Here is a 26,598-nt window from a genome sequence, read left to right as displayed (position 1 = left end):
GTGTAACAAAAAAGCACCCGAGGGTGCTTTTTATGCAGCCTAAGCTGCTTGGTGATTAGTTCATACCGTATTTTTTTAACTTCTTACGAAGTGTGCCACGGTTAATGCCTAATAAAATAGCCGCGCGCGTTTGGTTACCGCGGGTATAAGTCATTACTTCTTCAAGTAATGGTGCTTCAAGCTCAGAAAGAACAAGGTCATAAACGTCTTGCACATCTTGGCCATTAAGCTGTTTCAAGTAGTGATGCACAGCTTTTTTAACTGCATCGCGTAATGGTTGCGGTTTTTCGTGTGACTGAACATGTGGGTTTGTGATAAATGGAGAAGTCACATTTTGTTCGAACATTGTATTCTTTCTCTTTCTTAATTTGCTGCTAGTGTTTCAAAGTATTGGTCTAATGCTGAAACTTGCTGGTTAATTGTTTCAAGTGCATTAAATACTCGCCTAAACTGTCCTTCCTTATCATGAGCTTGCAAATACCAGGACACATGTTTTCGAGCAATACGCGGCCCCATTACTGAACCATAGAATACATGCAAGTTTGCAATGTGTTCCATCAAAATACTTCTTACTTCTGCTATTTCAGGAGTAGGGAGTAATTCGCCTGTTTTCAGATAATGAGCGGTCTCCCTAAAAATCCAAGGGCGACCTTGTGCTGCTCTTCCAATCATGATGGCATCTGCGCCCGTGTAGTCTAAGACCTGCTTTGCTTTCTCTGGTGAGGTAATATCACCATTGGCAACAATAGGTATAGACACTGAACGCTTAATATCCCTGATGGTTTGATATTCAGCCTCACCTTTGTACATACACGCTTTTGTGCGTCCATGAACAGCTAGTGAAGCAATACCATTGCGTTCAGCTATTTTTGCAATTTCAACACCATTACGATTATCGGTATCCCAACCTGTGCGGATTTTAAGTGTTACAGGAACATCCACTGCATCAATGACAGCTTGAACGATTTCCTCAACTAAATCCGGATATTGTAACAGTGCAGAACCTGCAAGTTTTTTATTCACTTTCTTTGCTGGGCATCCCATGTTGATATCAACAATTTGAGCACCATTTGCCACATTAAATTGAGCTGCCTGAGCCATGAGCGCAGGATCGGCTCCTGCAATCTGTACCGAACGAATACCGGTTTCACCTGAATGATCCATTCGGCTCATCGATTTTTCAGTTTTCCAAACATCAGGATTAGAAGACAGCATTTCAGATACAGCTAAGCCAGCACCTAAGCGACGGCAAAGTTGACGAAATGGCCTGTCAGTAATGCCTGCCATAGGCGCGACAATCACATTGTTTTCTAATTGATATGGACCGATACGCACAGCTTTAAAAGGCCTCTATTTAAGGGGCGCTAAGTTTACGTTTTTTTTTGCAAAAATCAAAGGCTATAAATTGAACAAAAGTGTTTTTTTTTAAACTTTATGTATTGACTTTCGCTAAGCGGTTGAGAGAATCATTTTTATGGTTAAAAAAAATACAACTAGTTAATGCCGACAGATCACATATTCAGGTGATGTCGGCATTAAAAGCTGGTTTAGTGTTTGCGACCGCTGACACGAACCCATTCGCCTTTTTCTTCGATAGGGTCTAAATGACATAATGATTGATACACATCGACGACGGATTGACCTTGCTCATTGAGGATCCCTGATAGGGCGAGTCCACCACCGGACTTAAGCAAGCCTAAAATAACAGAGTGAAGCTCACGAAGTGGGGCTGCAAGAATATTCGCAACCACTACATCAGCGCTAAATTCAGGTTGATCTTGCGGTAAATAGACTTCGAGTTGATCGGCCACATTATTTCGCTCAGCGTTATCTATGCTCGCAGCTAGTGCTTGTGGATCGATATCAATTCCAATCACGCGTTTTGCGCCTAGCTTAATTGCTGCAATACCTAAAATGCCAGAGCCACAACCAAAATCAACGACTGTTTTATCAGTCAAGTCTTGGCTTTCTAACCATTCAAGGCAAAGTGCCGTCGTTGCGTGCGTACCAGTGCCAAACGCTAAACCAGGATCTAATAGGACATTAACAGCGGTTGGATCAGGGATATCTCGCCAACTAGGGCATATCCAAAGGCGTTCGCCAAATTTGATTGGGTGAAAGTTATCCATCCACTCTCTTTCCCAGTCTTTGTCTTCTAATTGCTCGATTTTATAGACAAATTGCTGCGACAACTCTGGCTGTGATGATAAAAAGCGCACAACGGCTTGCATATCTTCGCTCGCATCAAATAAACCAATAACAGTGGTATCAGCCCATAAAATGACTTCACCTATGGGGGGTTCATAAATAGGGGTATCTTTAGCGTCAATAAAGGTAACAGAGGCACTGCCACATTCCATTAAGTAATCGCTAATTTGATCAGCATTTTCTTTGTTCGCATTGATACGGATTTGGATCCAAGCCATGTTGGTGACCTTTTAATTATGAATGAAGAAAAAAGGCCGCTAAGCGGCCTTTTATAATCAGTTTTAAGCTCGGCGATTATTTAAAATCTAAAAAGCTCTTAAGTAAATCAGAACGTGAAGGATGGCGTAATTTTCGTAACGCTTTAGCTTCAATCTGACGGATACGTTCACGGGTTACATCGAACTGCTTACCCACTTCTTCCAAAGTATGGTCAGTATTCATATCAATACCAAAACGCATTCTTAATACTTTTGCTTCACGTGCTGTTAAGCCCGCTAATACTTCGTGTGTTGCGCCTTTCAAGCTTTCCATTGTCGCTGAATCAATGGGTGATTCAATGGTGCTATCTTCAATAAAATCACCTAAGTGAGAATCTTCATCATCACCGATCGGGGTTTCCATTGAAATAGGCTCTTTGGCTATTTTTAATACCTTACGAATTTTATCTTCAGGCATCATCATACGTTCAGCTAGTTCTTCAGGGTTTGGCTCACGGCCCATTTCCTGTAGCATTTGTCGTGAAATACGATTGAGCTTATTGATCGTTTCAATCATATGTACTGGGATACGAATCGTACGTGCTTGGTCCGCAATTGAACGTGTAATCGCTTGGCGGATCCACCATGTTGCGTAAGTCGAGAATTTATAACCACGGCGATATTCAAACTTATCAACCGCTTTCATTAGACCAATGTTACCTTCTTGGATCAAATCCAAGAATTGTAAACCACGGTTGGTGTATTTTTTTGCTATTGAAATAACAAGACGTAAGTTAGCTTCAACCATTTCTTTTTTAGCACGACGGGCTTTTGCTTCGCCGATGCTCATGCGGCGATTAATGTCTTTAATTCGCTCGATGCTTAAACCAGTTGTTTGCTCCATGCCACGTAGTTTATTTAAACTACGTTCAATTTCTGGACGACACTCTTCAAGTTTGGCTGAATATTTTTCACCCGCGTTGATTTCGATTTCGAGCCATTCGCCATTGCTTTCATTGTTAGCAAAATGCTTGATGAAAGTTTTCTTTGGTAATTTTGCAATCTGACATGCTTGCTTCATGATCAAGCGTTCTTGAACACGAACACGGTCCATCATTTCACGCATGTTATTCACCATGCGGTCAAATTGCTTTGGCATTAATTTGAAGGTACGGAAAAGGTCACCAATTTCAGCGATGGCTTCTTTTGCGTCAGGATGAGTACGTCCTTTTACTTCGAAGATATCGCGAGCTTTGTTGTAAAGATCACGTAATTTTTCGAAGTTTTCACGGGCTTCTTCAGGATCTGGACCTGTATCAACTTCTTCTTCGTCTTCGTCATCATCATCGTCACTATCAAGATCAGAGTCTTCGTCTTTGAGCTGTTCAGCATTAAGTTCAGAGCCGATGTGAGTCGCAGCTATTGGAATTTGTTCTTCATCAGGATCGAAAAACCCTGAGATAATATCGCTAAGTCGAATTTCTTCAGCTTCGTATTTATCCCATTGATCAAGAAGGTAAGTGATAGCTTCAGGGTACTCAGCGACAGAAATTTGTACTTGGTTGATACCTTCTTCGATGCGTTTGGCGATTTGGATTTCGCCTTCGCGGGTTAGAAGCTCAACGGTGCCCATTTCACGCATATACATACGGACAGGGTCAGTTGTACGGCCGATCTCTTTTTCTACAGTAGCAAGCGCTGCTGCTGCAGCTTCAGCTGCATCTTCATCAGTAGTTGTTTCTTGCATCATCAGTTCATCGGCATCTGGGGCGTTTTCGCTTACCTGAATACCCATGTCGTTGATCATACTGATGATATCTTCAACTTGATCTGAATCAATAATGTCTTGTGGAAGGTGGTCGTTCACTTCAGCGAACGTCAAATAGCCTTGCTCTTTACCTTTTTGAATCAGGAGTTTTAGTTGTGACTGAGGAGTTTGCTCCATAGAGATTTTCTCTTCCACTTTGAAAAGTTGACACTGCAGGCGTCAGCTCGGAAATTAGTTCAAATGCGACGCGATGAATAGAGCATTATAACACGAAGTATTTTTTCTGGCTAGCTCACCGGTTGCTGTTAGTTATTTTAAGCGCCTTTTAAGGCTTGGGTTAATAAGGAGTATTCGAGTCTCTCCTCTTTATTGAGTCCTTGTGTTTTATCTTTTATTAATAAGGTCTCAAGACGATGATTTAAACACTGGTCTTCAATAAATTTAAATGTATTTTGAAAATAAATGGCCAACTGCTCTTCTGCAATTTGATGTTGCCAACCAGCTAAGCGAGATAATGCTTTAAATTCTGGTGTATCTCGATGTAACTCTAAGATTTGCCCTGTATTGATATGGGGGTGTTTTAAGCAAAGAGCTTGTAGATTTTTAAATAAAGCCAAGCCAGGTAAATTAAGCTCAACTAATTCAGGTGAGTGAGGAATTGTATTGGCTAAATTCGGGTGCTGAAGCAACAAACCAATCGCAATGCGCATAGGAGTCATTTTAAATTTACTTTGCACTGATTGTTGTTGGCGCGGATTATTGAGTTTTTGATTAAGTTGTTCACGGGTTCTGCCAATCAAGCGCGCGAGTTTCTCGAGCAAATTTTCTTGGTAAAAGTCACTGGGGACTTTCTCAATCAGCGGCAGCGCTAAGCTCATTAGCTTGGCTTTTCCTGCATCGGTAGCAATATCGATATCAATACTGAGTCGCTCAAACAAGACTTTACTAAAGTCAGATGCCTGTTCTAAGCGTTGTTCGAAGAGTTCTTTGCCTTCTTTTTGTACTAAAGAATCGGGATCTTCGCCATCAGGTAAAAAAACGAATTGTAGCGATTTGCCATTATTTAAATAAGGTAAGGCATTTTCGAGCGCGCGCCATGCTGCATCTTTACCCGCTCTATCGCCATCGTAGCAACAAACGACTTTATCTGTGGTTCGAAATAAGGTTTGCATATGTTCGCTCGTTGTTGCCGTACCTAGTGCAGCAACCGCATATTCGATTCCTTGTTCAGACAAAGCAACAACGTCCATATACCCTTCAACAACCATAACTTGCGTGAGTTTTTTAAAGGCTTGTTTGGCTTCATATAAGCCGTAAAGCTCAAAACCTTTGTGAAAAATACGTGTTTCGGGTGAGTTTAAATACTTAGGGCCATTATCTCCTTGTAAGATGCGTCCCCCAAAGGCGATCACTCTGCCGCGTTTGTCGCGAATCGGAAACATAAGGCGATCACGAAAGAAATCAAACTGGCGCCCAGGTGTTTTTTCACTTGCTAATTTTAAATCAACAAGTTGCTTTTTTTGAGCGACCGTGCGCCCTAAATGTTTACACAACCCATCCCATTCACTTGGCGCGTAGCCAATCATAAACTTTTTAACTGTTTGACCTGAAAGTCCTCGCCCTTTTAAGTATTCAATAACAGCATTTGAATTATCATGGCGCTTGAGTTGGTGCTCGTAAAATTGACTTGTTTGCATCATTAGATCGTAATCAGAGCGTTTTTGTTCTGCACTGACTTGGGGTTTGTTGCTTTGGCCGTGAGTGTTTTCGCGGGGAACTTCCATATGCAACATAGATGCGAGTTCTTCGATGGCATCAACAAAGTCGAGCTTTTCATAATCCATCATAAATGAAATCGCATTGCCATGAGCGCCGCAACCAAAACAATGGTAAAACTGTTTATCTTGTGAAACCGTGAAAGAAGGGCTTTTTTCATTATGGAAAGGGCAGCACGCTTGGTAATCTTTACCTGCTTTTTTCAGACCGACTTTACCGTCGATTAAATCGATAATATCTGTTCGTGCGAGTAAGTCATCAATAAAGCTACGTGGGATTTTTCCGGCCATAGAAGTTTCAGTCTAATGAAGTTGGTTGCAAGAATAACGGAATTTGGAATTTGGATCTACAAGAGGCTAAAACGAAGAAACCGAGCACTAGGCTCGGTTCAGTAACAGTATCGCTACTTTATTATGGGCTTAATCGTTGCTTTATTAAGCCAGAGATTTTACCGATGTCGGCTTTACCTTCAGCTTGGCTTTTGATTAACCCCATAACTTTACCCATGTCTTGCATTCCCGATGCACCGCAATCTGAAATTGCTTTGTCAATTAGCTGAAGAATTTCTTCTTCACTTAAAGGTTTTGGTAAAAAGCCTTCAAGTACACTGATTTCACTTGCTTCAGTTTGTGCTAAATCTTCGCGGCCAGCGTTTATAAACTGGTCGTGAGCATCGCGACGTTGCTTAACCATTTTAACAATAACTGAAGTAATTGCTGCTTCATCTAATGTTATTTGGTTATCAATTTCGCGCTGTTTGATTTCAGCTAATGCCATGCGAATAGTACCAAGAGTAATTTTATCCTTGGCACGCATTGCATCTTTTTGTGCGTCTTTTAATTGTGTCAATAGACTCATTAAATACAAGACCTGACTAAATTAGTAAAGTTTAACGCGACGTGCGTTATCGCGAGAAAGCTTTTTCATGTGGCGTTTTACTGCCGCTGCTTTCTTACGCTTACGCTCTGCTGTTGGCTTTTCATAAAATTCGCGGCTACGAACTTCAGAAAGGATACCTGCTTTTTCACATGAACGCTTGAAACGACGTAAAGCCACGTCAAACGGTTCGTTTTCTCTTACTTTGATTACTGGCATTAAAAAATCACCTACTAACTAAATGAGTTTGACTCATGTGGCCAACAATTGGCCGTCTAGTTCAAAAATGGTGCGGCATTGTAATCCGAAGCAAGCCGCAATGTAAAGAATAATTATAACAAAGCTAGTAAAATTCCGCCAAGTCAGTAAAATTGGCGCTCTGTTTTACGATTCTGTGCGTAAAATACCATATTTTAATCATGTGTAAGCATTAAATCGGTGTGTTTGGGAGTTTAACTGATGCGTATTTTAGGAATTGAATCATCTTGTGATGAAACAGGAATTGCAATTTATGATGATGAACAAGGGTTATTAGCGCATCAACTTTACAGCCAAGTAAAGCTGCATGCTGACTATGGTGGGGTGGTGCCTGAGTTAGCTTCAAGAGATCACGTGCGAAAAACTTTACCCTTGATTACTGCTGCTTTGAATGAAGCCGGGTGTACTGCAACCGATATAGATGCTATCGCTTACACAGCAGGACCAGGCTTAGTCGGTGCATTGCTTGTTGGGTCGTCGATTGGCCGCGCACTTTCATTTGGTTGGGGAATTCCTGCGGTTGCAGTTCATCATATGGAAGGGCATTTGCTTGCGCCCATGCTTGAGGAAAACCGTCCTGAGTTTCCATTTGTCGCATTATTGGTTTCGGGTGGTCATACGCTGCTTGTTAAAGTCGCGGGAATTGGTGAATACGAAATTCTTGGTGAATCAATTGATGATGCAGCCGGTGAAGCGTTTGATAAAACGGCAAAATTATTAGGTTTAGATTACCCCGGTGGCCCTTTGTTGGCAAAATTAGCAGAACAAGGCACACCGAAGCGGTATATTTTCCCAAGGCCGATGACTGACCGCCCAGGTCTAGATTTTAGCTTTAGTGGTTTAAAAACGTTTGCAGCTAATACAATTCGTTCAGAAGGCGACGATTTACAAACTAAAGCCGATATAGCTCATGCTTTTCAAACAGCCGTTATCGATACGCTGGCAATCAAGTGTAAAAGAGCATTAAAACAAACCGGAATTAAACGCTTGGTTATTGCCGGTGGCGTGAGTGCAAATAGTTACTTACGCGAGCAATTTGCTAAGATCATGCAAGGTATGCAAGGTGAGGTGTTTTATCCAAGAACAGAGTTTTGTACAGATAACGGCGCTATGATTGCCTATGCTGGTATGCAGCGTTTTAAAGCTGGGCAGTTTTCTGATTTAGACACTAAAGTGAAACCTCGCTGGTCAATAGAAGAACTACCTCCTCTTTAAAAGGTAGTAACATAAAAAAGCTAACAATTGGTTAGCTTTTTTTATGTCCGACTTTTGGCTCAGTGCCTTTAATTAAGCGAAGAATGTTAGCGCTATGGCGAAATACAATTAAAACGGCCAGCATGGTAACGGGTACTGTATAAAGTGGCTTAATCAACCAAGTATAAAATGGGGCAAGACTGACCGTAATGAGTGCCGCTAAGGATGAATAGCGAGTTAACCACACAATAGCAAGCCAAGTCGCAATTAATAAGCCAGCAAGAGATAACCCAATTGGCAATAAAGTACCAAATGCAGTGGCAACGGCTTTACCACCTTTAAATTGAAAAAAGACTGGGTATATGTGGCCTAAACAGGCCGCCACCCCAATTAGTCCAAGCATCAGCGGCTCTATTTTTAAAAAGTAAGCCCCCCAAACTGGGATCGTGCCTTTTAAAATATCAAACATAAGCACTAAAGCGGCAGGAAGCTTCCCTCCTAGGCGCAATACATTGGTTGCTCCCGGGTTTTTAGAACCAAATTCTCTGGGATCAGGCAAAGATAAAACACGACTAATTAAGACTGCTGAGGAAATCGAGCCAAATAAATAGGCAAAAATGAGCATTACACCTGTTAACACTGTGATCCTTATTTTTTAATCAGCAAAATTGGGCTATTATCTGCCGCTGATATTATTCCGGTGAAGGGTACTGGTTTTTTTTAAAATTAGGTATCCGACCAGCCACAAGTTCGAGCATCTTTACTATGGATAAAGTATTTATATCGCAATTGCAAGTAAACACTATCATTGGTGTCTACGATTTTGAAAAAGAAAGTAAACAGGATTTATTTTTTGATGTTGAGATGCTGACAGATATTCGCGTTGCTGCGCTGTCTGATGATATTAACGACGCTGTTGATTATGCACTAGTGAGTGAGCGAATTATCGCACATACCACAGCCAAGCCTGTTGAGTTACTTGAAACCTTGGTAGAGCAGCTGGCAGCTATTATTTTAACTGAGTTTAATGTCCAACAGGTGATGATCCGTGTGAGTAAACCCGCTGCGGTAAAAGCTGCGCAAACAGTTGGAGTTGAAATCACTCGGTTTAGGCCTGCTTAAATGACCTCTATTTTTATAAGCTTGGGCTCAAATATTAATAAAGCGCATTATATTCGCTCAGCAAACGCAGTGCTTAGTGAGCATTTTAATGAGTTAGTTTACTCGTCCGTCTTCGAAAGTGAGTCTATTGGTTTTAGTGGCAATAACTTTTATAACTCTGTGATTGGCGCAACCACTGAGTTGTCGTTAGACGAAGTATGCAGGTTGCTAAAACAAATCGAACGTGATCATGGCCGGACAGACAACGATAAAAAGTTTAGCCCACGAACCCTCGACCTTGATTTGCTTTTTTATGACGATGTGATTTGTTCTTCCCCAGCTCAATTACCCCGAGATGAAATCATTAAAAACGCCTTTGTATTATGGCCGTTAGCAGAAGTGGCCCCCGAATTTATTCACCCTGTTGTAAAGCAACGTATAGCGGACATTTGGCAAGCATACGATAAAACACAACAAAAACTATGGAAAGTGGAGTTACCAGTAGTATGAGTATTATTGAAATCATTGTGTTGGCGCTAGTGCAAGGGTTAACCGAGTTTTTACCTATATCGAGCTCTGCTCACTTAATTTTGCCTTCGCAGATTTTAGGATGGCAAGATCAAGGCACTGCGTTTGATGTCGCCGTACATGTCGGCACTTTAGTGGCTGTAATTATTTATTTTCGTAAAGAAGTGGCTGATATTTTAGGCGCGTGGTTTAAATCATTTGGCGAACAAGGTAAAACGGATGACAGCAAACTAGGATGGTGGATTATTCTTGCCACGATTCCTGCGCTGGTTATTGGTTACTTTTTTAAAGACTTTGTGGAAAGTTACTCTCGCAATGCGTGGATTATCGCGACTACCACTATCGTATTTGGATTGCTGCTTTGGTATGCCGATGCCAAAGGTAAACAAATGAAATCGATTTATCAGCTCAATTGGGTCAGTGCGCTGTTAATTGGTCTTTCTCAAGTGGTGGCGATGGTGTTCCCTGGTACCTCTCGCTCAGGCATCACGATGACGGTTGGTTTATTACTCGGGTTAAATAAACAAAGTGCGGCACGATTTTCATTCTTAATGTCTATCCCTGTGATTGCAGCGGCGGGTTCTTATTATATTTATAAGCTCTCAACGGGCGAGGAGCTTATTGATTGGAATGCGATTGTATTGGGCTCTGTGCTGTCCTTTATCTCCGCTTATATTTGTATTTATTTCTTTTTGAAAGTGATCGAACGCATGGGAATGTTACCTTTTGTGATTTATCGTTTGATCCTTGGGGTTGGTTTATTTGGCTTTTTGTATTTTTCAGCCGTTTAACATAATAAATTTCAGCTTGAGTGAGAGATGGATGGGCTAAATCGTGATCTTTAATCTTATCAAGAATGAAATTGAGTCATAATCAAAACCGCTCCCAAATGGGGGCGGTTTTTTGTTGCCAGCCGTGATCTTTAAATTTTGTACCTTGTTTATAGGGATCTTTTTTATTTTTAACAATGAGTTAAGTTTTTACTTCGACGATATCTTCTTCTGTGATGAAAAATAATCGAAGTGAAAATTTTTTTGTTAATACATACATGAAAAAGGTATGAAGCTATGGCGCTGAAATTGTATGCCAGCATAAATGTTCAGTTTAATTAGGGGCAGTTGATCTTTCGTGATGATTTTTACAGCGAATTGTTGGGTATTTTTACAAGGCATCGCTTTTGTGGTGTAGCGAGCTATACCACAAAAGCGATAACGCAGTAGAAATACCCAACAAACGCTGCCCGAAGGGTTCGGCTAAAAGCGTATTTCTCTTTGTTGAGCAGTATTTGCTTAGAATGACTAGGCTACACACTACTCGCCGTGATAAAAACGCTTTTATATCGAACAAAATTTAACCACGAAAGATCAACAGATGTATGGACTCCCACCTCCCTCGGGAGTAGCGTAATAAGTGACAAAACTTTTACCAAGTAGCCCATACATGTTTGATTGTAATGTGATAGCAATTGATTTAGCAAAAAATTTATTTCAGGTTTGTAAGACAGATAAGAACGGTCAGGTTATTTATAACAAAGCAATCTCCAGAGCTAAACTCAAAGGATTACTAATTAAAGAGAAAAAATCTTTAGTTGCTATGGAATCATGTAGCAGTACACATTATTGGGCACGCTTTGCCAAACAAGTAGGTCATTATGTGAAAGCTATCAATGCCCGACAGGTGAAAGCGTTTAGGCAAGGCCAGAAGACAGATGCGAACGATGCATTGGCAATAAGTGTTGCGGCTCGCCAGCCTCATATAAAAGAAAGTCGTTTACTTTCAGTGCAAGAGCAATGTCTACAAGGAATAGAATGCATGCGGGATTTATTAGTTAAGCAAAAAGTCAACTTAAGTAATCAGCTCCGCGCTTTATTACTTGAATTGGGGCATGCTATTGCTCAAGGTGATGCTCAGTTAATACAAGCCATTCCTGAGATACTTGAAGATGCAGAAAATGATTTAACACATCGCTTTCGCTTTTCAATACAACTGACTTTTAGGCGTTTTATTGGAACAATAGAAGAAGTTAAACTGATTGAAGAAAAGTTACGAGAAATCGTTAAACAAGACCCAATCTGCACTCGTTTACAAGCATTAGAAGGTGTGGGTCCCGTCTGTGCTATTTTAATGAAAATAGCTTTAGGTAACACCACACATTTCAAAAATGGTCGGGAAGCTGCTGCCTGTTTAGGCTTAACGCCAGTACAACATAGTAGTGGTGGTAAGGAGAAAATAGGCTCAATATCGAAAGTGATAGGAAACAAGAAGCTGCGCAGCGCTTTGTATAAAGGTGCATTAGCTGTTGTTTGCCAACTAGAAAAAAGAGAAAGCCGTAGCCAAAAAGATATCTGGTTAAGAGAATTAACCGTTCGTCGAGGTAAAAAAATAGCCGCGATAGCGTTGGCGAATAAAACAGTAAGAACTGCTTTTGCGTTGCTAAAGCATGATGCAGAGTATCAGCCACAATTACTTGTGGCTTAGATTTGTCAAAAAGAGCGTATTAAAATAGGTAAGACCGACCTTCAAGAGACTGTTAGGGGCTGAAGTTTATAAAACTGCTCAACAGAAAAGTCATGAAGGTGCGAAAACATCAGAGGCCAGAGGTAGCACCTCAATTTGAGCCTGTATATAAGCGAGCATCTAACTTATTTTAAACTTTTTCTTTTTGACATTAACGGGGAGTCCATATAAGCCCCTAAGTACTCTTGGTGTAATTGGCTCACTTGCTGCTGCGCAAAAGGTAGGTCTTTTGAATTATCAATAATATCATCGGCTTTTTTTTGTTTTTCAGAGCGTGACATTTGCGCTGCAATAATGGCCTCGATTTGTGCTGTAGAGACGTTATCGCGTGCACTGGTACGGCTGATTTGCAATGATTCAGGGGCATCAATTAAGACAGTGCGGGTACAGATTTGGTCTAGTTGATTTTCAAATAATAAAGGAGCCACCAGAATCACGTACTGGCTGGTAGCAGCGTTTAGATCTTGATGAATTTTTTCTCGAATTAACGGGTGCAATAAATTATTTAGCCATGTTTTATCAACAGGGTGAGTAAATATTTGCTCGCGCAATTTAGCGCGGTTAAGTTCGCCATTGGAGAGTAAAATATCAGTGCCAAAGTGCTGGCTAATAGCTTTTAGTGCAGGGCTTCCCACTGCGACCACGTCACGGGCAATAATATCTGCATCGACTAATTCTATGCCCTGCTTTGCGAACATATTGGCGATAGCTGTTTTACCTGAACCAATCCCTCCAGTGAGGCCTATCACAGGTTTGTTTAAAAGTACTGGGGGATAGTGTTGAACCATAATTGGGCGCTTATTTAGTTTGCATTTAGGTTTAAAAGATGAGTAGTGATTTATAAATATCAGGCTGAGTGGCAATGATGCTGGCTCAGCCTAGTATGAACAATCGTTTTTTTAAGGCTAAAGTAAATGCGACAAATACGCTTGGTTAATTTGTTCACCCCATAACATTGCAATCCAACCTGCTATGGCAATGTACGGGCCAAACGGGATAGGTGTGGCTTTGTCTTTACCTTGAATGCTGAGCAAAGTTATGCCAATAAGTGCGCCGACTAAACTTGATAATAATATAATCATCGGCAGTGCTTGCCAGCCGAGCAAAGCGCCAAATACGGCCATCAGTTTAAAGTCGCCGTAGCCCATGCCTTCTTTACCTGTAGCTAGTTTAAACAGCCAATACACTGACCAAAAACACAAATAACCTAGTGCTGCGCCAATAATCGCTTGTGTTGGCTCAATGGTTAAAGCAAATACTGACGCCAGTAATGCCAACCAAAGTAACGGCAAGGTGAGCTGGTCGGGCAACAACATGTGGTCAATATCAATGAAGATCAGTGCAATCAGCACCCAGGTCATCGCAACATAGAGAACGGTTGTGGCAGTTGCGCCAAACACTGCAGCGACAGCGACACTTGCAAGCATCGTCAGTAGTTCAATACTTGGGTAACGAATTGAGATGGGCGCTTTACAGTTGGCGCATTTCCCTTTGAGTAATAACCAACTCAGTACTGGAATATTTTGCCATGCTTTGATTTTGCTCTGGCATTTAGGGCAAGTCGATGCCGGAACGGCTAAATTAAAGGTTACTGTATTGTTTGTTGAACCTGTTTGTTGCGAGCTGGCAGTGAGCTCATCTTTGAGTAGTAATCGGCATTCAGATTGCCACTCGTTTTGCATCATTACTGGCAAACGATAAATCACTACATTTAAAAAACTGCCCACAGCTAACGATACTAAGGCCACCGTTAAGTAAAAAAACCAAGTTTGCTGTTGGTAAAGGTTAAGTAACTCTGTAAGCATAGTATTAACCACCAACAATCGCACCCAGTTGGAATATCGGTAAGTACATGGCAATAATCAAACCACCCACAAGCACGCCTAATATTGCCATAATCATAGGTTCAAGTAAGGTTGACAGACCATCGACGGCATCATCCACTTCTTGCTCGTAAATGGTGGCGACTTTTGCCAGCATGTCATCGAGTGAACCTGATTCTTCACCAATAGCAACCATTTGCACCACCATATCAGGGAAAATATTCGAGTTGCGCATCGCGAAGTTCATTTGATTACCTGAGCTGACTTCAGCTTTAATTTCAATAATTGCCTCACGATATACCGCATTGCCTGAGGCTCCAGCAGCTGAGTCAAGGGCATCAACCAGCGGTACACCGGCCGCAAAAGTAGTCGAAAGCGTTCGGGCATAACGGGCCACTGCCGCTTTATCGAGAATTTTACCTATGATAGGTAGTTTTAAAATTGCACGATCGGTATTGTCACGGACATTTTTACTGCCGCGATGGGCTTGTCTAAAGGCAAAAAACGCCGCCGCCATGCCACCAAATACTAACCACCAATAATTTTGCATAAATTCAGAGATACCAACAACAAATAGAGTAAATGCGGGTAGTTCTGCACCAAAGCCTGAGAAGACAGATTCAAATTGTGGCACGACAAATATTAATAAGATAGAAGTCACCACTAAGGCAATAGAGAGTACGGCTATGGGGTAAATCATGGCTTTTTTAATTTTTGATTTGAGCGCTTCTGACTTTTCTTTATAGGTGGCAACGCGGTCAAAAATTGCGTCTAGGGCACCTGATTGTTCACCGGATTCAACTAAATCGCAATAGAGATCATCAAAATATAGTGGGTGTTTACGTAGCGCATCTGAAAACGGGTTACCCGCTTTAACCTCATCACCTATTTTCGTTACTAATTTTTGTAAACTTTTATTTTCAGAACCTGACCCGATCATATCTATTGCTTGAATCAGTGGCACGCCAGCCATTAGCATAGTGGCGATTTGCCGGGTCAGTACACTAATATCTTTAGCGGTAATCTTAGGGTCAGAAGACATACCTAATAGTGGTTTAGCTTTCTTTTTTACTTTAGAGGGGATGATGCTTTGTTTACGTAATTGGGCTTTTACTAATGCAATGCTAGCGCCATTCATTTCGCCTTCAAGTTTTTTACCACGACTATTCACCCCGACCCAAGTATAGGTATCGAGTGCTTTACTGGTAGCTGTTTTTTTTGCCATGGTACAATCCTTAGCCGTTTATACTGTCTTTATTTTTATTATCGTATTGTAGCGTGTATTAAACACGCTTTTAATGTTGATAGCTAGTAACGCGGTTGATTTCAATGATTGAGGTCATGCCCGTGGCGGCTTTTATCAGGCCTGAGCGGCGCAGGTTATTCACTCCCTCATTGGTTGCGACTTCGGCAATTTCAAGGGAGTTACCGCCGCGCATAATAATTTGTGCAATACTCGGGGTAATCGGCATTACTTCGTAAATACCCACGCGGCCTTTATAACCTTCAGTGCAGTGCTCACAACCGACAGCTTTAAACAAAGTGAGTTCAGGTAAATCTTGTTCTGTAAAGCCGAGCTTTAATAGCTCCTCTGTAGGGACATCTTCAGGGGTTTTACAGTGGTTACATAAACGCCGAGCTAGGCGCTGTGCAATAATTAAACTCACTGAGCTTGCGATATTATAAGATGGCACTCCCATGTTCATTAGACGAGTGAGGGTTTCTGGTGCTGAGTTAGTATGCAAGGTGGAGAGCACTAAGTGACCAGTTTGCGCCGCTTTTATCGCGATTTCAGCAGTCTCTAAATCTCGAATCTCCCCCACCATCACCACATCGGGATCTTGACGTAAAAATGCCCGCAGCGCATTGGCAAAGGTCATATCCGCGCGGGGATTGATTTGTACTTGGTTAATACCCGCTAAGTTGATTTCGACCGGATCTTCCGCGGTAGAAATATTGCGCTCGGGTTTATTCAGAATATTCAGGCCAGTATAAAGCGAGACGGTTTTACCTGAACCAGTCGGCCCAGTGACTAAAATCATACCCTGTGGCTGGGCTAGGGCATTCATGTAGAGGTCTTTTTGTTTGGGATCGTAGCCGAGTACATCAATGCCGAGCATGGCGCTGGAAGAGTCGAGTATCCGCATTACGATTTTTTCGCCCCATAGGGTCGGTAAAGTCGAGACACGAAAATCGATGCTTTTCTTTTTTGAAATTTTAAGCTTAATACGGCCATCTTGGGGTTTGCGTTTTTCGGCCAAGTCCATGTGCGACATGACTTTTATGCGTGCAGAGATGCGGCTTTCGAGCCCTACCGGTGGGGTAGCTATTTCGTGCAGTACCCCGTCTACCCTAAAGCGAATGCGATAGGTATGCTCATAAGGCTCAAAATGTAAGTCAGAGGCGCCTTTTTTAATCGCGTCCATCAATATTTTATTGATGTAGACAATAATTGGCGCATCATCTTCTTTGCTGTTGACATCGGTCGAGAGGGATTTTTTATTCGAAGTCTCTTGCTCGCTTTCGACCCCTTCAAGCTCCGCCATTTGTGCATCGCTGAGCTCAAGTCCGTCTGTTTTATCAAATAACGATTCAATGGCAAGGTTGAGTTGCTCGTAATTGACCACTACGACTTCGGTTTGCATGCCGGTATTAAATTCGTAGTCTTCAAAGGCATCAAAGTTAGTAGGGTCGGCGGAGGCGAGATAAAGGGTTTTACCTTTAATAGCAATGGGAAGTACGCTGTGTTTTTTGATTAACTTTTCATTGAGCACTTTTTCATCAGGTAGTAACCTCATATCAAAATTACTCAAATCTAATTCAGGCACTTGAAATAGATGTGCAGCCTTAGTCGATAGCTCTGCAGCTGTTAAATTTGATTGATTACATATTAATTCGAAAACAGAGGTTGAGGAGTTATCATTATTCTGTTGAAGATTATTAAGATTCAATAGACCGAGGTTGGAAAGCTTTTTAATAAATGGCGATGTCAATTTCATAAGTATGCTTGGCAAAAAACAGTGTCATTAAAAATAAAAACGGTTTTATCAAAAATAAAACCGTAATAAAAAGCAATTTTTAGTAAACTAAAAAAAAACTTTTAGCACTTAATCCAACCTGCTGCACAAGCGTCTGTACCTGCAAGAGTTGCTGTTACCCAAGTTATATTGGTATTATTAAGAGTTGGAGTCATACGAACTGTATCATCAGTTCCGTCACCATCAACATCACCTAGAGTTAGATCAACAACTCCATCGACTACAGCAGTAACGATACCATCTGTAGCAGGAACACCGTTATTACCGGCATCACAAGGTGTTAATATACCGCCTTGGGTTTGTGCACAAATGCCAATAGCTGACTTATAAACATTTGCACCAGTTGCTGCCGTTTGAGCTGTAGCACCTCGTGTGTAGCTTTGATACTGTGGCAACGCAACTGCAGCCAAAATACCGATGATTGCAACTACGATCATTAATTCGATTAGTGTGAAGCCTTTTTGGGCTTGTTGTTTCATGTTTTTCATATGTACCTCTCCTAACGAGTAACATTTGGGGCTAACTTCCGGGGGGAAAGTATGTTCACGCCCCGATTTAACATCTTTCAGTATAGTGTGTTTTCTCAATTGAGAAAGCCAGTGGGAGTATTTTTCCTAACACCCGACACTGAATACAAAAAAATGATTTAAATATGTTTGATTTAGGCTATTGCCAAGTTCGGTAGGTAAAAAGGCGTATATTTTGGCCTGCTCACTCGACTAAACAGTGGTTATAGACTATCTCATCCTTGTTTAATCATCCTTTTATATTAGCTGCTACTTCCTGTACTCGCTAATTCTTACTAGATACTAACAGGTGTTTTGTGATTTTGGTAGTATCTTTTATTACAAATCCGTTACAAATGTTGTAATGAATTTGATTTTCTCGCCATTGTACACATTTTGTTAGCCCTGACAATTAGCGTTATGCAAATGTTTCATAAAAAGTTTAGGTTTGTTTTAAATTGGATCGTTCAAAAAACGCATTGATAAATCAAGGGCTTTTACGTGCTTGGTAATTGCACCACTTGAAATGTAGTCGACGCCCGCTTGTGAATATTGGCGTAATATTTCAATGGTCATGTTACCAGAAACTTCAAGCTTAGCGCGCTGATTGTTAATACGCTGTTGATTGCTATGTTGCTCGGTTAATTGTACGGCTTGTTTAATATCGACAACAGTGAAGTTATCGAGCATGATGATATCGGCACCGGCGTCGAGTGCTTGGTTAAGCTCGTTAAGGTTTTCGACTTCGACTTCGACGTTTAAAGTGGGGTGATTACTTTTGGCGGTTGCGACGGCTGTTGCGATGCCACCACAGGCAGCAATGTGATTTTCTTTAATTAAAAATGCATCGAACAAGCCAATGCGGTGGTTTTTACCACCGCCGCAGACCACGGCATATTTTTGCAGGGCGCGTAAGCCAGGAATGGTTTTACGGGTATCGAGTAGCTGAGTGCTGGTGCCTGATAACTCTTTGACATAGTGCGCGGTGGTGGTGGCGGTGCCCGAGAGGGTTTGCACAAAATTAAGGGCGGTGCGTTCGGCGGTTAAAATGGCGCGGGCATTGCCTTTGGCGGTAAATAAGGTGTCGTTTGCCTTTATTATGTCGCCATCGAGTTTGTTGATTTCGAGGTTGACGCTAGGGTCGACTTGTTTAAACACTTCTTTTATTAGGGCTTCGCCGCAAAAGATGCCGTCTTCGCGGGTGATGACTTTGGCGTGGGCTTGTTGGGTGGCCGGAATCAGCGCTGCGGTGATATCGCCGTCGATTGCGGTTTGCCCATTGAGATCTTCTGCTAGGGCTTGGGCGACGAGTTGTTCAATTAACTGGGGTGAAACGTTCATAAGTTGACTCTCAATTGGCTAGTCTTGGGTGTTACCTTTATATGGCACTTGGTTTTACTGAGTGTATTGACTCAGTTGCAAGAGGAGCGAGTTTAGCTGCGCTTGAGTACCCAATGCTTTTATGAGGTATTTCTACCCCGTTTGCTAGCGTGTTGTCAGATATATGATTTATTTTACCTCTTTATAAAAAGAAACCCTAGAGGCAAAATAGGGCAAAAGCGAATAAACAAAAAAGGAAGCGCATGTTTGCAATTGAACAAGGCTGGTTAGAGGGGGTGACGCGTTGTCCATCAACGCATTGTAATACGCGCCCAGATGACGAAATCTCGTTATTGGTGGTGCACAATATTTCGTTACCTGCGGGTCAGTTTGGTGGGCCTTTTATTGATGATTTGTTTTTGGGTTGCCTAAATTGCACTGCGCACCCGAGTTTTGCTGATTTAAAAGGGCTTGAAGTGTCGGCGCATTGTTTGATTCGCCGTGATGGGCAAGTTGTTCAATACGTGCCGTTTAATCAACGCGCTTGGCATGCGGGAGTCTCGATGTTTGAGGGGCGCAGTAATTGTAATGATTTTAGTGTCGGGATTGAGCTCGAAGGCACCGATACTATCCCTTATACCGACGCCCAATATTTGGGATTGGCGGCTATAGCCAAGTCATTGATAAAACAGTATCCTAAGCTGACAAAAGCGCGGATCACTGGGCATGAGCATATTGCGCCGGGGCGAAAAACGGATCCGGGTCAGAGTTTTGATTGGCCACACTTTTTGTCACTTTTATAACCTTATACTTTTATTTGATTAACCAAACGAGATAGCTCAATTAGGTAATGTTATGACCTTAATTTCGATTTTAATCGCGCTGATTATTGAGCGCTTAGATGCCCGCGGTAAATATTGGCAAATGCAAACTTATGCCAGTATTTATTTAGACAAGTCACGAGGATTCAGTGGGTTATTTAAACAATCAATCTTTGTGCTGTTGTGGTTACTTATACCGGCTTTGTTAGTTGCGGGTGCGGCGCGCTTTATTGATTTTGTGCTGTGGCAGATGTTGGTTAATGTGGTGGTGTTGTTGGTGTGTTTGGGCTGCGTGTTTTATCGTGAAAAATATAAAGGGTATTTAAATGCGATGCAGCGCAATGATAGCGAAGCGGCTAGTTTATATGCGTTGCAGCTTGGCCAAAAACGCACAGAAGATCAGCGTGGTGGCGAAACCCTTGGGCAAACGTTAGCTTGGATTAACTTTCGTTTTTATTGTGCGGTGATTTTTTGGTTTGTAGCGCTCGGTCCAGCGGGTGCGGTATTTTATGCATTGGTGCGTAGTTTTGCTGATGCTGTGCGTGAAGGCAAAGCAGAAAGCCTTAGACCACAAAAAAAAATGCTGCAAGCATTATTATTTTGGCTTGATTGGTTACCGGCGCGAATTGCTAGTTTTGGTTTTTTAATTATCGGTAACTTTAATAAAGGAACCTCGTGCTGGCTCAAGCATGTGCTTAACTTTTCGATTAGTAATCGTAAAATGGTCACAGAAACAGCGCTTGCTGCTGAGCAAGTTGAGGCTCAGCATATTGGTTGTACGGTTGAAGCGCTGTGTATGGTGAAATTGGTCAAGCGTAATGTGTTGTTCTTTTTAGCCATCATTGCGGCACTGACATTATTTGGCAATGTCTCTTAGTGGTTGCGACTGCATTGAGATGCTGCGCTTTTTTTAGCCAAACAATCAAAGCCACAGATTAAACTGTGGCTTTTTGCTTTCTGGTCTGACCATTTTGCTTTTTAGCTTTATTTCTTTCATTTTGTAGAAAAGTTTTCATAATTGTCGGTTAACGTGTTTTTTAACTGCGCGTTGTTTTGTCTTAAATTGTTGCTTTATTAGTCGTGCTTTGACAGTGGCGGTAGATTTTGTTAATTTATGCCCAATATTTTGGTATGACCAATTTACCTTTAAATCTTTTTCAATAACTTGAGTAACCCTTTTTCTATGTCTCTGAAGATCAAAGCAGCAAAATTATCCGATGTAATTTTAGAGCAATTAGAAAATATGATTCTTGAAGGGTCATTAGCGGCTGGGCAAAAACTTCCTCCAGAGCGCGAGCTCGCTAAACAATTTGATGTGTCTCGACCGTCATTACGTGAGGCTATTCAAAAGCTAGAAGCGAAGGGGTTAGTTACCCGTCGCCAAGGGGGCGGTACTTACGTTAAAAATCAGCTTGAAGGCGGGATGACTGATCCTCTATTTGAATTGATCAGTAAACATCCTGAATCGCAGTTTGATTTACTTGAATTTCGCCACGCACTCGAAGGTATTGCTGCTTATTATGCTGCATTGCGTGGTACCACCACTGATTATGCCAAGATTCAAACGAGTTTTGACTTAATTATGGCTGAAGAAGGCAATATAGAGGCTAAAGCAAAAGCGATAAATGGCTTTCACTTTAGCATCGCTGAAGCGTCACATAATGTGGTGTTACTGCATTTAGTGCGCGGCATGGAAGCGTTGTTAGAACAAAACATTGTGCAAAATTTAACGGTATTACTCGAAAAACCAGCTGTACGTAAGCAGCTAGCCGAGCACCGTAAATTGTTGCTTGATGCAGTGGTTAATGGTGAGCCTGATAAAGCAAGGCTTGCCAGTAATGCTCACTTGGCGTTTATCGAAGAAGCGTTATTAGAAGCCGGTAGAGAACATTCAAGAATTGAGCGTAGTTTAAGGCGCACACAACAAAATTAAGCCAAATCGGGTTTAATGTTGTGGGAAAATTTGAAGCTAAATTCGTATTTTAAACATAAGGAAAACTCCATATGTCTGAAGTCAATAAATTTGACGTAGACGCACTAGAAACACAAGAGTGGTTACAGGCTTTAGAGTCTGTTGTGCGTGAAGAAGGTGTAGAACGTGCTCAATTTTTACTTGAGCAAGTATTAGAAAAAGCCCGTTTAGACGGTGTTGATATGCCAACCGGTGTAACAACAAACTACATCAATACTATTCCAGTTGAGCAAGAGCCAGCGTACCCTGGTGATGTGAATCTAGAGCGTCGAATTCGCTCGATCATTCGTTGGAACGCAATCATGATTGTATTGCGTGCATCTAAAAAAGATCTTGAGCTTGGCGGCCATATGGCGTCTTACCAATCATCGGCAGCGTTTTATGAAGTGTGTTTTAACCACTTTTTCAAAGCGCCTAACGATGTTGATGGTGGTGATTTAGTTTATTACCAAGGTCATATTTCGCCAGGAATTTATGCCCGCGCGTTTGTTGAAGGCCGTTTAAGTGCAGATCAACTTGATAACTTCCGTCAAGAAGTAGATGGCAATGGCTTGTCGTCTTATCCACATCCAAAGTTAATGCCTGAATTTTGGCAGTTCCCTACGGTTTCTATGGGTCTTGGCCCAATTGCATCGATTTACCAAGCACGTTTCTTAAAGTATTTAGATGGCCGTGGTTTAAAAAATACCACTGACCAACGTGTTTACGCCTTTTTAGGTGATGGCGAGATGGATGAGCCTGAATCACGTGGTGCGATTTCGTTTGCAGCCCGTGAGAAGCTCGATAACCTGTGTTACCTCATCAACTGTAACTTACAGCGTTTAGATGGACCAGTTATGGGGAATGGTAAAATCATTCAAGAACTAGAAGGTCTGTTTAAAGGCGCTGGTTGGAATGTCATTAAAGTTGTGTGGGGTTCAGGTTGGGATATTCTACTGGCGAAAGACACTACAGGTAAATTATTACAGTTGATGAATGAAACCATCGATGGTGATTACCAAACCTATAAAGCAAAAGATGGCGCGTATGTGCGTGAGCATTTCTTTGGTCGTTACCCTGAAACTGCGGCATTGGTTGCGGATATGACGGATGATGAAATTTTTGCCCTTAAGCGCGGTGGTCATGAGCCATCTAAATTGTATGCAGCGTTTAAAGCGGCGCAAGATACAAAAGGTCGTCCAACGGTTATCTTAGCTAAAACTGTAAAAGGTTATGGCATGGGTGAAGCGGCTGAGGGTAAGAACATTGCTCACCAAGTGAAGAAAATGGACATGACGCATGTTGCGCATTTACGTTCTCGCCTTGGTCTACAAGACTTAGTGTCTGATGATGAGCTGGTTAACTTGCCTTATTTGACTCTTGAAGAAGGCTCAAAAGAGCATGAGTACTTACATGCACGTCGTAATGCGTTAAAAGGTTACACGCCAAAGCGTATTGCTAACTTCACTCAACCTTTAGTACTTCCTGAAGTGGATGCATTTGCTCCGTTACTTGAAGAACAAAAGCGTGAAGTATCTACGACAATGTCGTTTGTTCGTACCTTAAATGTATTGCTTAAAGACAAAAACATTGGCCAAAACATTGTACCAATCATTGCCGATGAAGCGCGTACGTTTGGTATGGAAGGGTTGTTCCGTCAAATTGGTATTTATAACCCGCACGGTCAAAATTATACCCCACAAGATCGCGATATCGTTTCTTATTATAAAGAAGCCACTTCAGGTCAAGTATTGCAAGAAGGGATTAATGAATTAGGTGCTATGTCGTCTTGGGTTGCTGCTGCAACATCATACAGCACCAACGATTTACCGATGATCCCGTTTTATATCTACTACTCTATGTTTGGTTTCCAGCGTGTGGGTGACATGGCATGGATGGCAGGCGATCAGCAAGCGCGTGGTTTCTTGCTTGGCGCAACTGCTGGCCGTACAACCTTAAACGGTGAAGGTTTGCAACACGAAGATGGTCACAGCCATATTTTAGCAAACACGGTTCCAAACTGTATTTCTTACGATCCGACTTATGGCTATGAAGTAGCTGTAATTATTCAAGATGGTATTCGTCGTATGTACGGTGAAAACCAAGAAAATATTTACTACTACCTCACAGTAATGAATGAAAATTATCATCAACCTGCGATGCCTGAAGGCGCAGAAGAAGGTATCCGTCGTGGTATTTATAAGCTTGAAGACTATGCAGGTAGCAAAGCGAAAGTTCAATTACTAAGCTCTGGCACTATCATGAATGAAGTGCGCAAAGCTGCGCAAATTTTAAGTGATGACTACGGTATTGGTTCAGATGTTTACTCTGTGACATCGTTTAATGAATTAACTCGTGATGGTCAAGATGTTGAGCGTTTCAATATGCTTAACCCTGGTGCCGAGGCGCGTGATGCTTACATCACTGAAGTGTTAAACGATTCAGCCACAATTGCTGCAACGGATTACATGAAAAACTACGCAGAGCAAGTTCGTGCGTTTATCCCATCAGCAAACTACAAAGTATTAGGTACTGATGGTTATGGTCGTTCTGATAGCCGCGAAAACTTACGACGTCACTTTGAAGTAAATGCGGGTTATGTTGTTGTGGCTGCATTAACTGAATTAGCAAAACGTGGTGAAGTGGATAAAGCGCTGATCGTTCAAGCAATTGAAAAGTTTGAAATCGATACAGACAAACTTAACCCACTGTACGCTTAAGAGGATTGAAGATGACTATTGAAATTAATGTACCAGACATTGGTGCTGATGCAGTTGAAGTCACTGAAATTTTAGTCAGTGTTGGTGATACCGTGGCTGAAGATCAGTCTTTGTTAACTGTTGAAGGTGATAAAGCTTCAATGGAAGTACCGGCGTCACAAGCGGGTGTGGTAAAAGAGATTAAAGTCTCAGTAGGTGACAGTGTTGAAACTGGCAGCCTCATTATGGTTTTTGAAGGTGAAGGCGCAGCTCCTGCAGCTGAAGTTGAAGCACCAGTTAGCGAAGCGGCACCTGTGAGTGCCTCTGCTACTGAATTAAAAGATGTTCATGTGCCTGATATTGGCGGTGATGAAGTTGAAGTCACTGAGATCTTAGTGGCTGTTGGCGATGTTGTTGCTGAAGATCAATCAATCTTAAACGTTGAAGGCGATAAAGCGTCAATGGAAGTGCCGGCGCCATTTGCAGGTACAGTCAAAGAAATCAAAGTTGTCGCAGGTGATAAAGTAGCGACTGGTAAATTAGTGATGATCTTTGAAGTGGCTGGATCATCAGCACCAGTCGCACCAGCGGTTGCTGCGCCAGTGCAAGCAGCACCTGCTGCCTCTGTTTCTGCGAATAAAGACGTGAATGTTCCCGATATCGGCGGTGATGAAGTTGAAGTCACTGAAGTTTTAGTATCAGTAGGCGATGTGGTTGCTGAAGATCAGTCTATTTTAAACGTTGAAGGCGATAAAGCATCAATGGAAGTGCCTGCGCCGTTTGCTGGTACTGTCAAAGAAATTAAAGTAGCCGTTGGTGATAAAGTTGGGACTGGCTCCTTGGTGTTTGTGTTTGAAGTGGCAGGCAGTGCGCCTGTAGCACAAGCAGCGCCAGTAGCTGCTCCGACAGCTCCTGCAGCGCAATCTACTCCTGTTTCTGCACCTGCTTCAACGCCTGCAGCTAAAGCTGAATCGTTTGCTGAAAATAGTGCATATGCCCATGCATCGCCTGTTATTCGTCGTTTAGCACGTGAATTTGGTATTAACCTTGCGAACGTTAAAGGCACCGGTCGTAAAGGCCGAGTGGTGAAAGACGATGTACAAAATTATGTTAAACAGCTTGTTAAGCAAGTTGAGTCGGGTGCGTTGAGCGCAAATAAAGGCAATGCTGGCGGCGGAGAATTAAATCTAATTCCTTGGCCGAAAGTTGATTTTGCTAAGTTTGGTGAAATCGAAGAGAAAAAACTCTCTCGTATTCAAAAGTTATCTGGTGCAAACCTTCATCGTAACTGGGTTCAAATCCCGCATGTGACCCAATTTGATGAAGCGGATATCACTTCACTTGAAGTGTTCCGTAAAGAGCAAAATGCAGTGGCTGAAAAACAAAAACTAGGCGTGAAAATTACGCCATTAGTGTTTGTGATGAAAGCGGCTGCAAAAGCACTTGAAGAATTTCCAACGTTCAATTCATCGTTATCTGAAGATGGCGAAAGCTTGATTTTGAAGAAATATGTCAACATAGGTGTGGCGGTTGACACGCCAAATGGCTTAGTTGTTCCAGTCTTTAAAGATGTGAACAAAAAAGGCATTATCGAATTATCTCGCGAGTTAATGGATATTTCGAAAAAAGCGCGTGAAGGTAAATTAACCTCTGCAGATATGCAAGGTGGCTGCTTTACTATTTCAAGCCTAGGTGGCATCGGTGGTACGGCTTTCACGCCTATCGTAAATGCTCCTGAAGTGGCGATTTTAGGTGTCTCTAAATCAGAGATTAAACCTAAATGGAACGGTAAAGAGTTTGAACCAAAGTTAATGGTGCCACTGAGCTGCTCTTACGACCACCGTGTAATTGACGGTGCGTTAGCAGCACGCTTTACTGTGACATTAGCTAACTACTTAAGTGATATTCGTCAGTTAGTAATGTAAAAAACCCAATCCTGTTTGTGTAAACAAACAGGATTTATTTTGTATCCAATGATACAATTTGACCAAATTTAAACGCTGTCGTGTGTTCTTGT

Annotated in this window: 24 protein-coding genes; 10 read left to right on the top strand and 14 right to left on the bottom strand. The window is 41.9% G+C overall.

Annotated features, from left to right (window positions below; all coding sequences use genetic code 11):
- Positions 1–55: 55 nt before the first annotated feature.
- The 7 genes from fis to rpsU all read right to left on the bottom strand — a co-directional run bounded on the left by fis (position 56) and on the right by rpsU (position 7,044).
- Positions 56–346, bottom strand: coding sequence for a DNA-binding transcriptional regulator Fis (gene fis, locus PULV_RS06335; RefSeq protein ID WP_002957804.1), 291 nt, complete (start codon positions 344–346; stop codon positions 56–58).
- A 17-nt stretch (positions 347–363) separates the two neighbouring features.
- On the bottom strand, positions 364–1,335 hold the full coding sequence (dusB, locus tag PULV_RS06330; RefSeq protein ID WP_086744553.1) for a tRNA dihydrouridine synthase DusB: 972 nt from the start codon (positions 1,333–1,335) through the stop codon (positions 364–366).
- Positions 1,336–1,547: 212 nt separating this feature from the next.
- Complete coding sequence (prmA, locus tag PULV_RS06325; RefSeq protein WP_193331196.1) at positions 1,548–2,426, bottom strand: 50S ribosomal protein L11 methyltransferase; 879 nt, start codon at positions 2,424–2,426, stop codon at positions 1,548–1,550.
- Positions 2,427–2,502: 76 nt separating this feature from the next.
- Positions 2,503–4,350: an RNA polymerase sigma factor RpoD gene (rpoD, locus tag PULV_RS06320; RefSeq protein WP_086744551.1), complete on the bottom strand. Its 1,848-nt coding sequence runs from the start codon at positions 4,348–4,350 to the stop codon at positions 2,503–2,505.
- A gap of 137 nt (positions 4,351–4,487) precedes the next feature.
- The gene (gene dnaG, locus PULV_RS06315; RefSeq protein WP_193331195.1) at positions 4,488–6,239 is read right to left on the bottom strand and encodes a DNA primase; all 1,752 of its coding nucleotides are present in this window, start codon (positions 6,237–6,239) and stop codon (positions 4,488–4,490) included.
- A 121-nt stretch (positions 6,240–6,360) separates the two neighbouring features.
- Positions 6,361–6,807 carry a GatB/YqeY domain-containing protein gene (locus tag PULV_RS06310; RefSeq protein WP_193331194.1) on the bottom strand — a complete coding sequence of 149 codons (447 nt, stop codon included), beginning with the start codon at positions 6,805–6,807 and terminating at the stop codon, positions 6,361–6,363.
- Between the two features lie 21 nt (positions 6,808–6,828).
- The gene (gene rpsU, locus PULV_RS06305) at positions 6,829–7,044 is read right to left on the bottom strand and encodes a 30S ribosomal protein S21 (RefSeq protein WP_086744548.1); all 216 of its coding nucleotides are present in this window, start codon (positions 7,042–7,044) and stop codon (positions 6,829–6,831) included.
- A 240-nt stretch (positions 7,045–7,284) separates the two neighbouring features.
- Here rpsU and tsaD point away from each other — a divergent pair, with 240 nt between their 5' ends.
- The gene (gene tsaD / locus PULV_RS06300; protein WP_086744547.1) at positions 7,285–8,298 is read left to right on the top strand and encodes a tRNA (adenosine(37)-N6)-threonylcarbamoyltransferase complex transferase subunit TsaD; all 1,014 of its coding nucleotides are present in this window, start codon (positions 7,285–7,287) and stop codon (positions 8,296–8,298) included.
- A gap of 31 nt (positions 8,299–8,329) precedes the next feature.
- On the opposite strand, the gene plsY is transcribed toward tsaD, so the two are convergent.
- Complete coding sequence (plsY, locus tag PULV_RS06295) at positions 8,330–8,917, bottom strand: glycerol-3-phosphate 1-O-acyltransferase PlsY (RefSeq protein WP_086744546.1); 588 nt, start codon at positions 8,915–8,917, stop codon at positions 8,330–8,332.
- A gap of 125 nt (positions 8,918–9,042) precedes the next feature.
- On the opposite strand from plsY, the gene folB reads away from it, so the two are divergent.
- The 4 genes from folB to PULV_RS06275 all read left to right on the top strand — a co-directional run bounded on the left by folB (position 9,043) and on the right by PULV_RS06275 (position 12,384).
- Complete coding sequence (gene folB / locus PULV_RS06290; protein ID WP_193331193.1) at positions 9,043–9,399, top strand: dihydroneopterin aldolase; 357 nt, start codon at positions 9,043–9,045, stop codon at positions 9,397–9,399.
- Positions 9,400–9,888: a 2-amino-4-hydroxy-6-hydroxymethyldihydropteridine diphosphokinase gene (gene folK / locus PULV_RS06285; protein WP_193331192.1), complete on the top strand. Its 489-nt coding sequence runs from the start codon at positions 9,400–9,402 to the stop codon at positions 9,886–9,888.
- Positions 9,885–10,697, top strand: coding sequence for an undecaprenyl-diphosphate phosphatase (locus tag PULV_RS06280; protein WP_193331191.1), 813 nt, complete (start codon positions 9,885–9,887; stop codon positions 10,695–10,697). The genes folK and PULV_RS06280 overlap by 4 nt, the downstream gene beginning before the upstream one ends.
- 619 nt (positions 10,698–11,316) lie before the next feature.
- A complete protein-coding gene (locus PULV_RS06275; RefSeq protein ID WP_227009364.1) occupies positions 11,317–12,384 on the top strand; it encodes an IS110 family RNA-guided transposase in 1,068 nt (355 codons plus the stop codon).
- Positions 12,385–12,548: 164 nt separating this feature from the next.
- Here PULV_RS06275 and coaE read toward each other — a convergent pair whose 3' ends face one another.
- From coaE to nadC, 6 genes are all read right to left on the bottom strand, one after another.
- Positions 12,549–13,211 (bottom strand): dephospho-CoA kinase, encoded by a 663-nt coding sequence (gene coaE / locus PULV_RS06270; RefSeq protein ID WP_193331190.1) that lies wholly within the window; start codon positions 13,209–13,211, stop codon positions 12,549–12,551.
- A 117-nt stretch (positions 13,212–13,328) separates the two neighbouring features.
- On the bottom strand, positions 13,329–14,228 hold the full coding sequence (locus tag PULV_RS06265; RefSeq protein ID WP_193331189.1) for a prepilin peptidase: 900 nt from the start codon (positions 14,226–14,228) through the stop codon (positions 13,329–13,331).
- Between the two features lie 4 nt (positions 14,229–14,232).
- A complete protein-coding gene (locus PULV_RS06260) occupies positions 14,233–15,471 on the bottom strand; it encodes a type II secretion system F family protein (protein ID WP_193331188.1) in 1,239 nt (412 codons plus the stop codon).
- Positions 15,472–15,541: 70 nt separating this feature from the next.
- Complete coding sequence (pilB, locus tag PULV_RS06255; RefSeq protein ID WP_193331187.1) at positions 15,542–17,245, bottom strand: type IV-A pilus assembly ATPase PilB; 1,704 nt, start codon at positions 17,243–17,245, stop codon at positions 15,542–15,544.
- A gap of 101 nt (positions 17,246–17,346) precedes the next feature.
- A complete protein-coding gene (locus PULV_RS22110) occupies positions 17,347–17,772 on the bottom strand; it encodes a pilin (RefSeq protein ID WP_319608831.1) in 426 nt (141 codons plus the stop codon).
- 471 nt (positions 17,773–18,243) lie between these two features.
- Positions 18,244–19,131, bottom strand: coding sequence for a carboxylating nicotinate-nucleotide diphosphorylase (gene nadC / locus PULV_RS06245; RefSeq protein WP_193331186.1), 888 nt, complete (start codon positions 19,129–19,131; stop codon positions 18,244–18,246).
- Positions 19,132–19,373: 242 nt separating this feature from the next.
- Here nadC and ampD point away from each other — a divergent pair, with 242 nt between their 5' ends.
- From ampD to aceF, 5 genes are all read left to right on the top strand, one after another.
- On the top strand, positions 19,374–19,913 hold the full coding sequence (gene ampD, locus PULV_RS06240; protein WP_193331185.1) for a 1,6-anhydro-N-acetylmuramyl-L-alanine amidase AmpD: 540 nt from the start codon (positions 19,374–19,376) through the stop codon (positions 19,911–19,913).
- A gap of 52 nt (positions 19,914–19,965) precedes the next feature.
- A complete protein-coding gene (ampE, locus tag PULV_RS06235) occupies positions 19,966–20,808 on the top strand; it encodes a beta-lactamase regulator AmpE (RefSeq protein ID WP_193331184.1) in 843 nt (280 codons plus the stop codon).
- 306 nt (positions 20,809–21,114) lie between these two features.
- The gene (pdhR, locus tag PULV_RS06230; RefSeq protein ID WP_193331183.1) at positions 21,115–21,864 is read left to right on the top strand and encodes a pyruvate dehydrogenase complex transcriptional repressor PdhR; all 750 of its coding nucleotides are present in this window, start codon (positions 21,115–21,117) and stop codon (positions 21,862–21,864) included.
- Positions 21,865–21,935: 71 nt separating this feature from the next.
- A complete protein-coding gene (gene aceE, locus PULV_RS06225) occupies positions 21,936–24,602 on the top strand; it encodes a pyruvate dehydrogenase (acetyl-transferring), homodimeric type (RefSeq protein ID WP_193331182.1) in 2,667 nt (888 codons plus the stop codon).
- Positions 24,603–24,613: 11 nt separating this feature from the next.
- Positions 24,614–26,506, top strand: coding sequence for a pyruvate dehydrogenase complex dihydrolipoyllysine-residue acetyltransferase (gene aceF, locus PULV_RS06220; protein ID WP_193331181.1), 1,893 nt, complete (start codon positions 24,614–24,616; stop codon positions 26,504–26,506).
- The last annotated feature ends 92 nt before the right edge of the window (positions 26,507–26,598 follow it).

The organism is Pseudoalteromonas ulvae UL12 (assembly GCF_014925405.1).
Classification (GTDB): domain Bacteria; phylum Pseudomonadota; class Gammaproteobacteria; order Enterobacterales; family Alteromonadaceae; genus Pseudoalteromonas; species Pseudoalteromonas ulvae.
This window is presented reverse-complemented; position numbering and strand designations above follow the sequence as displayed.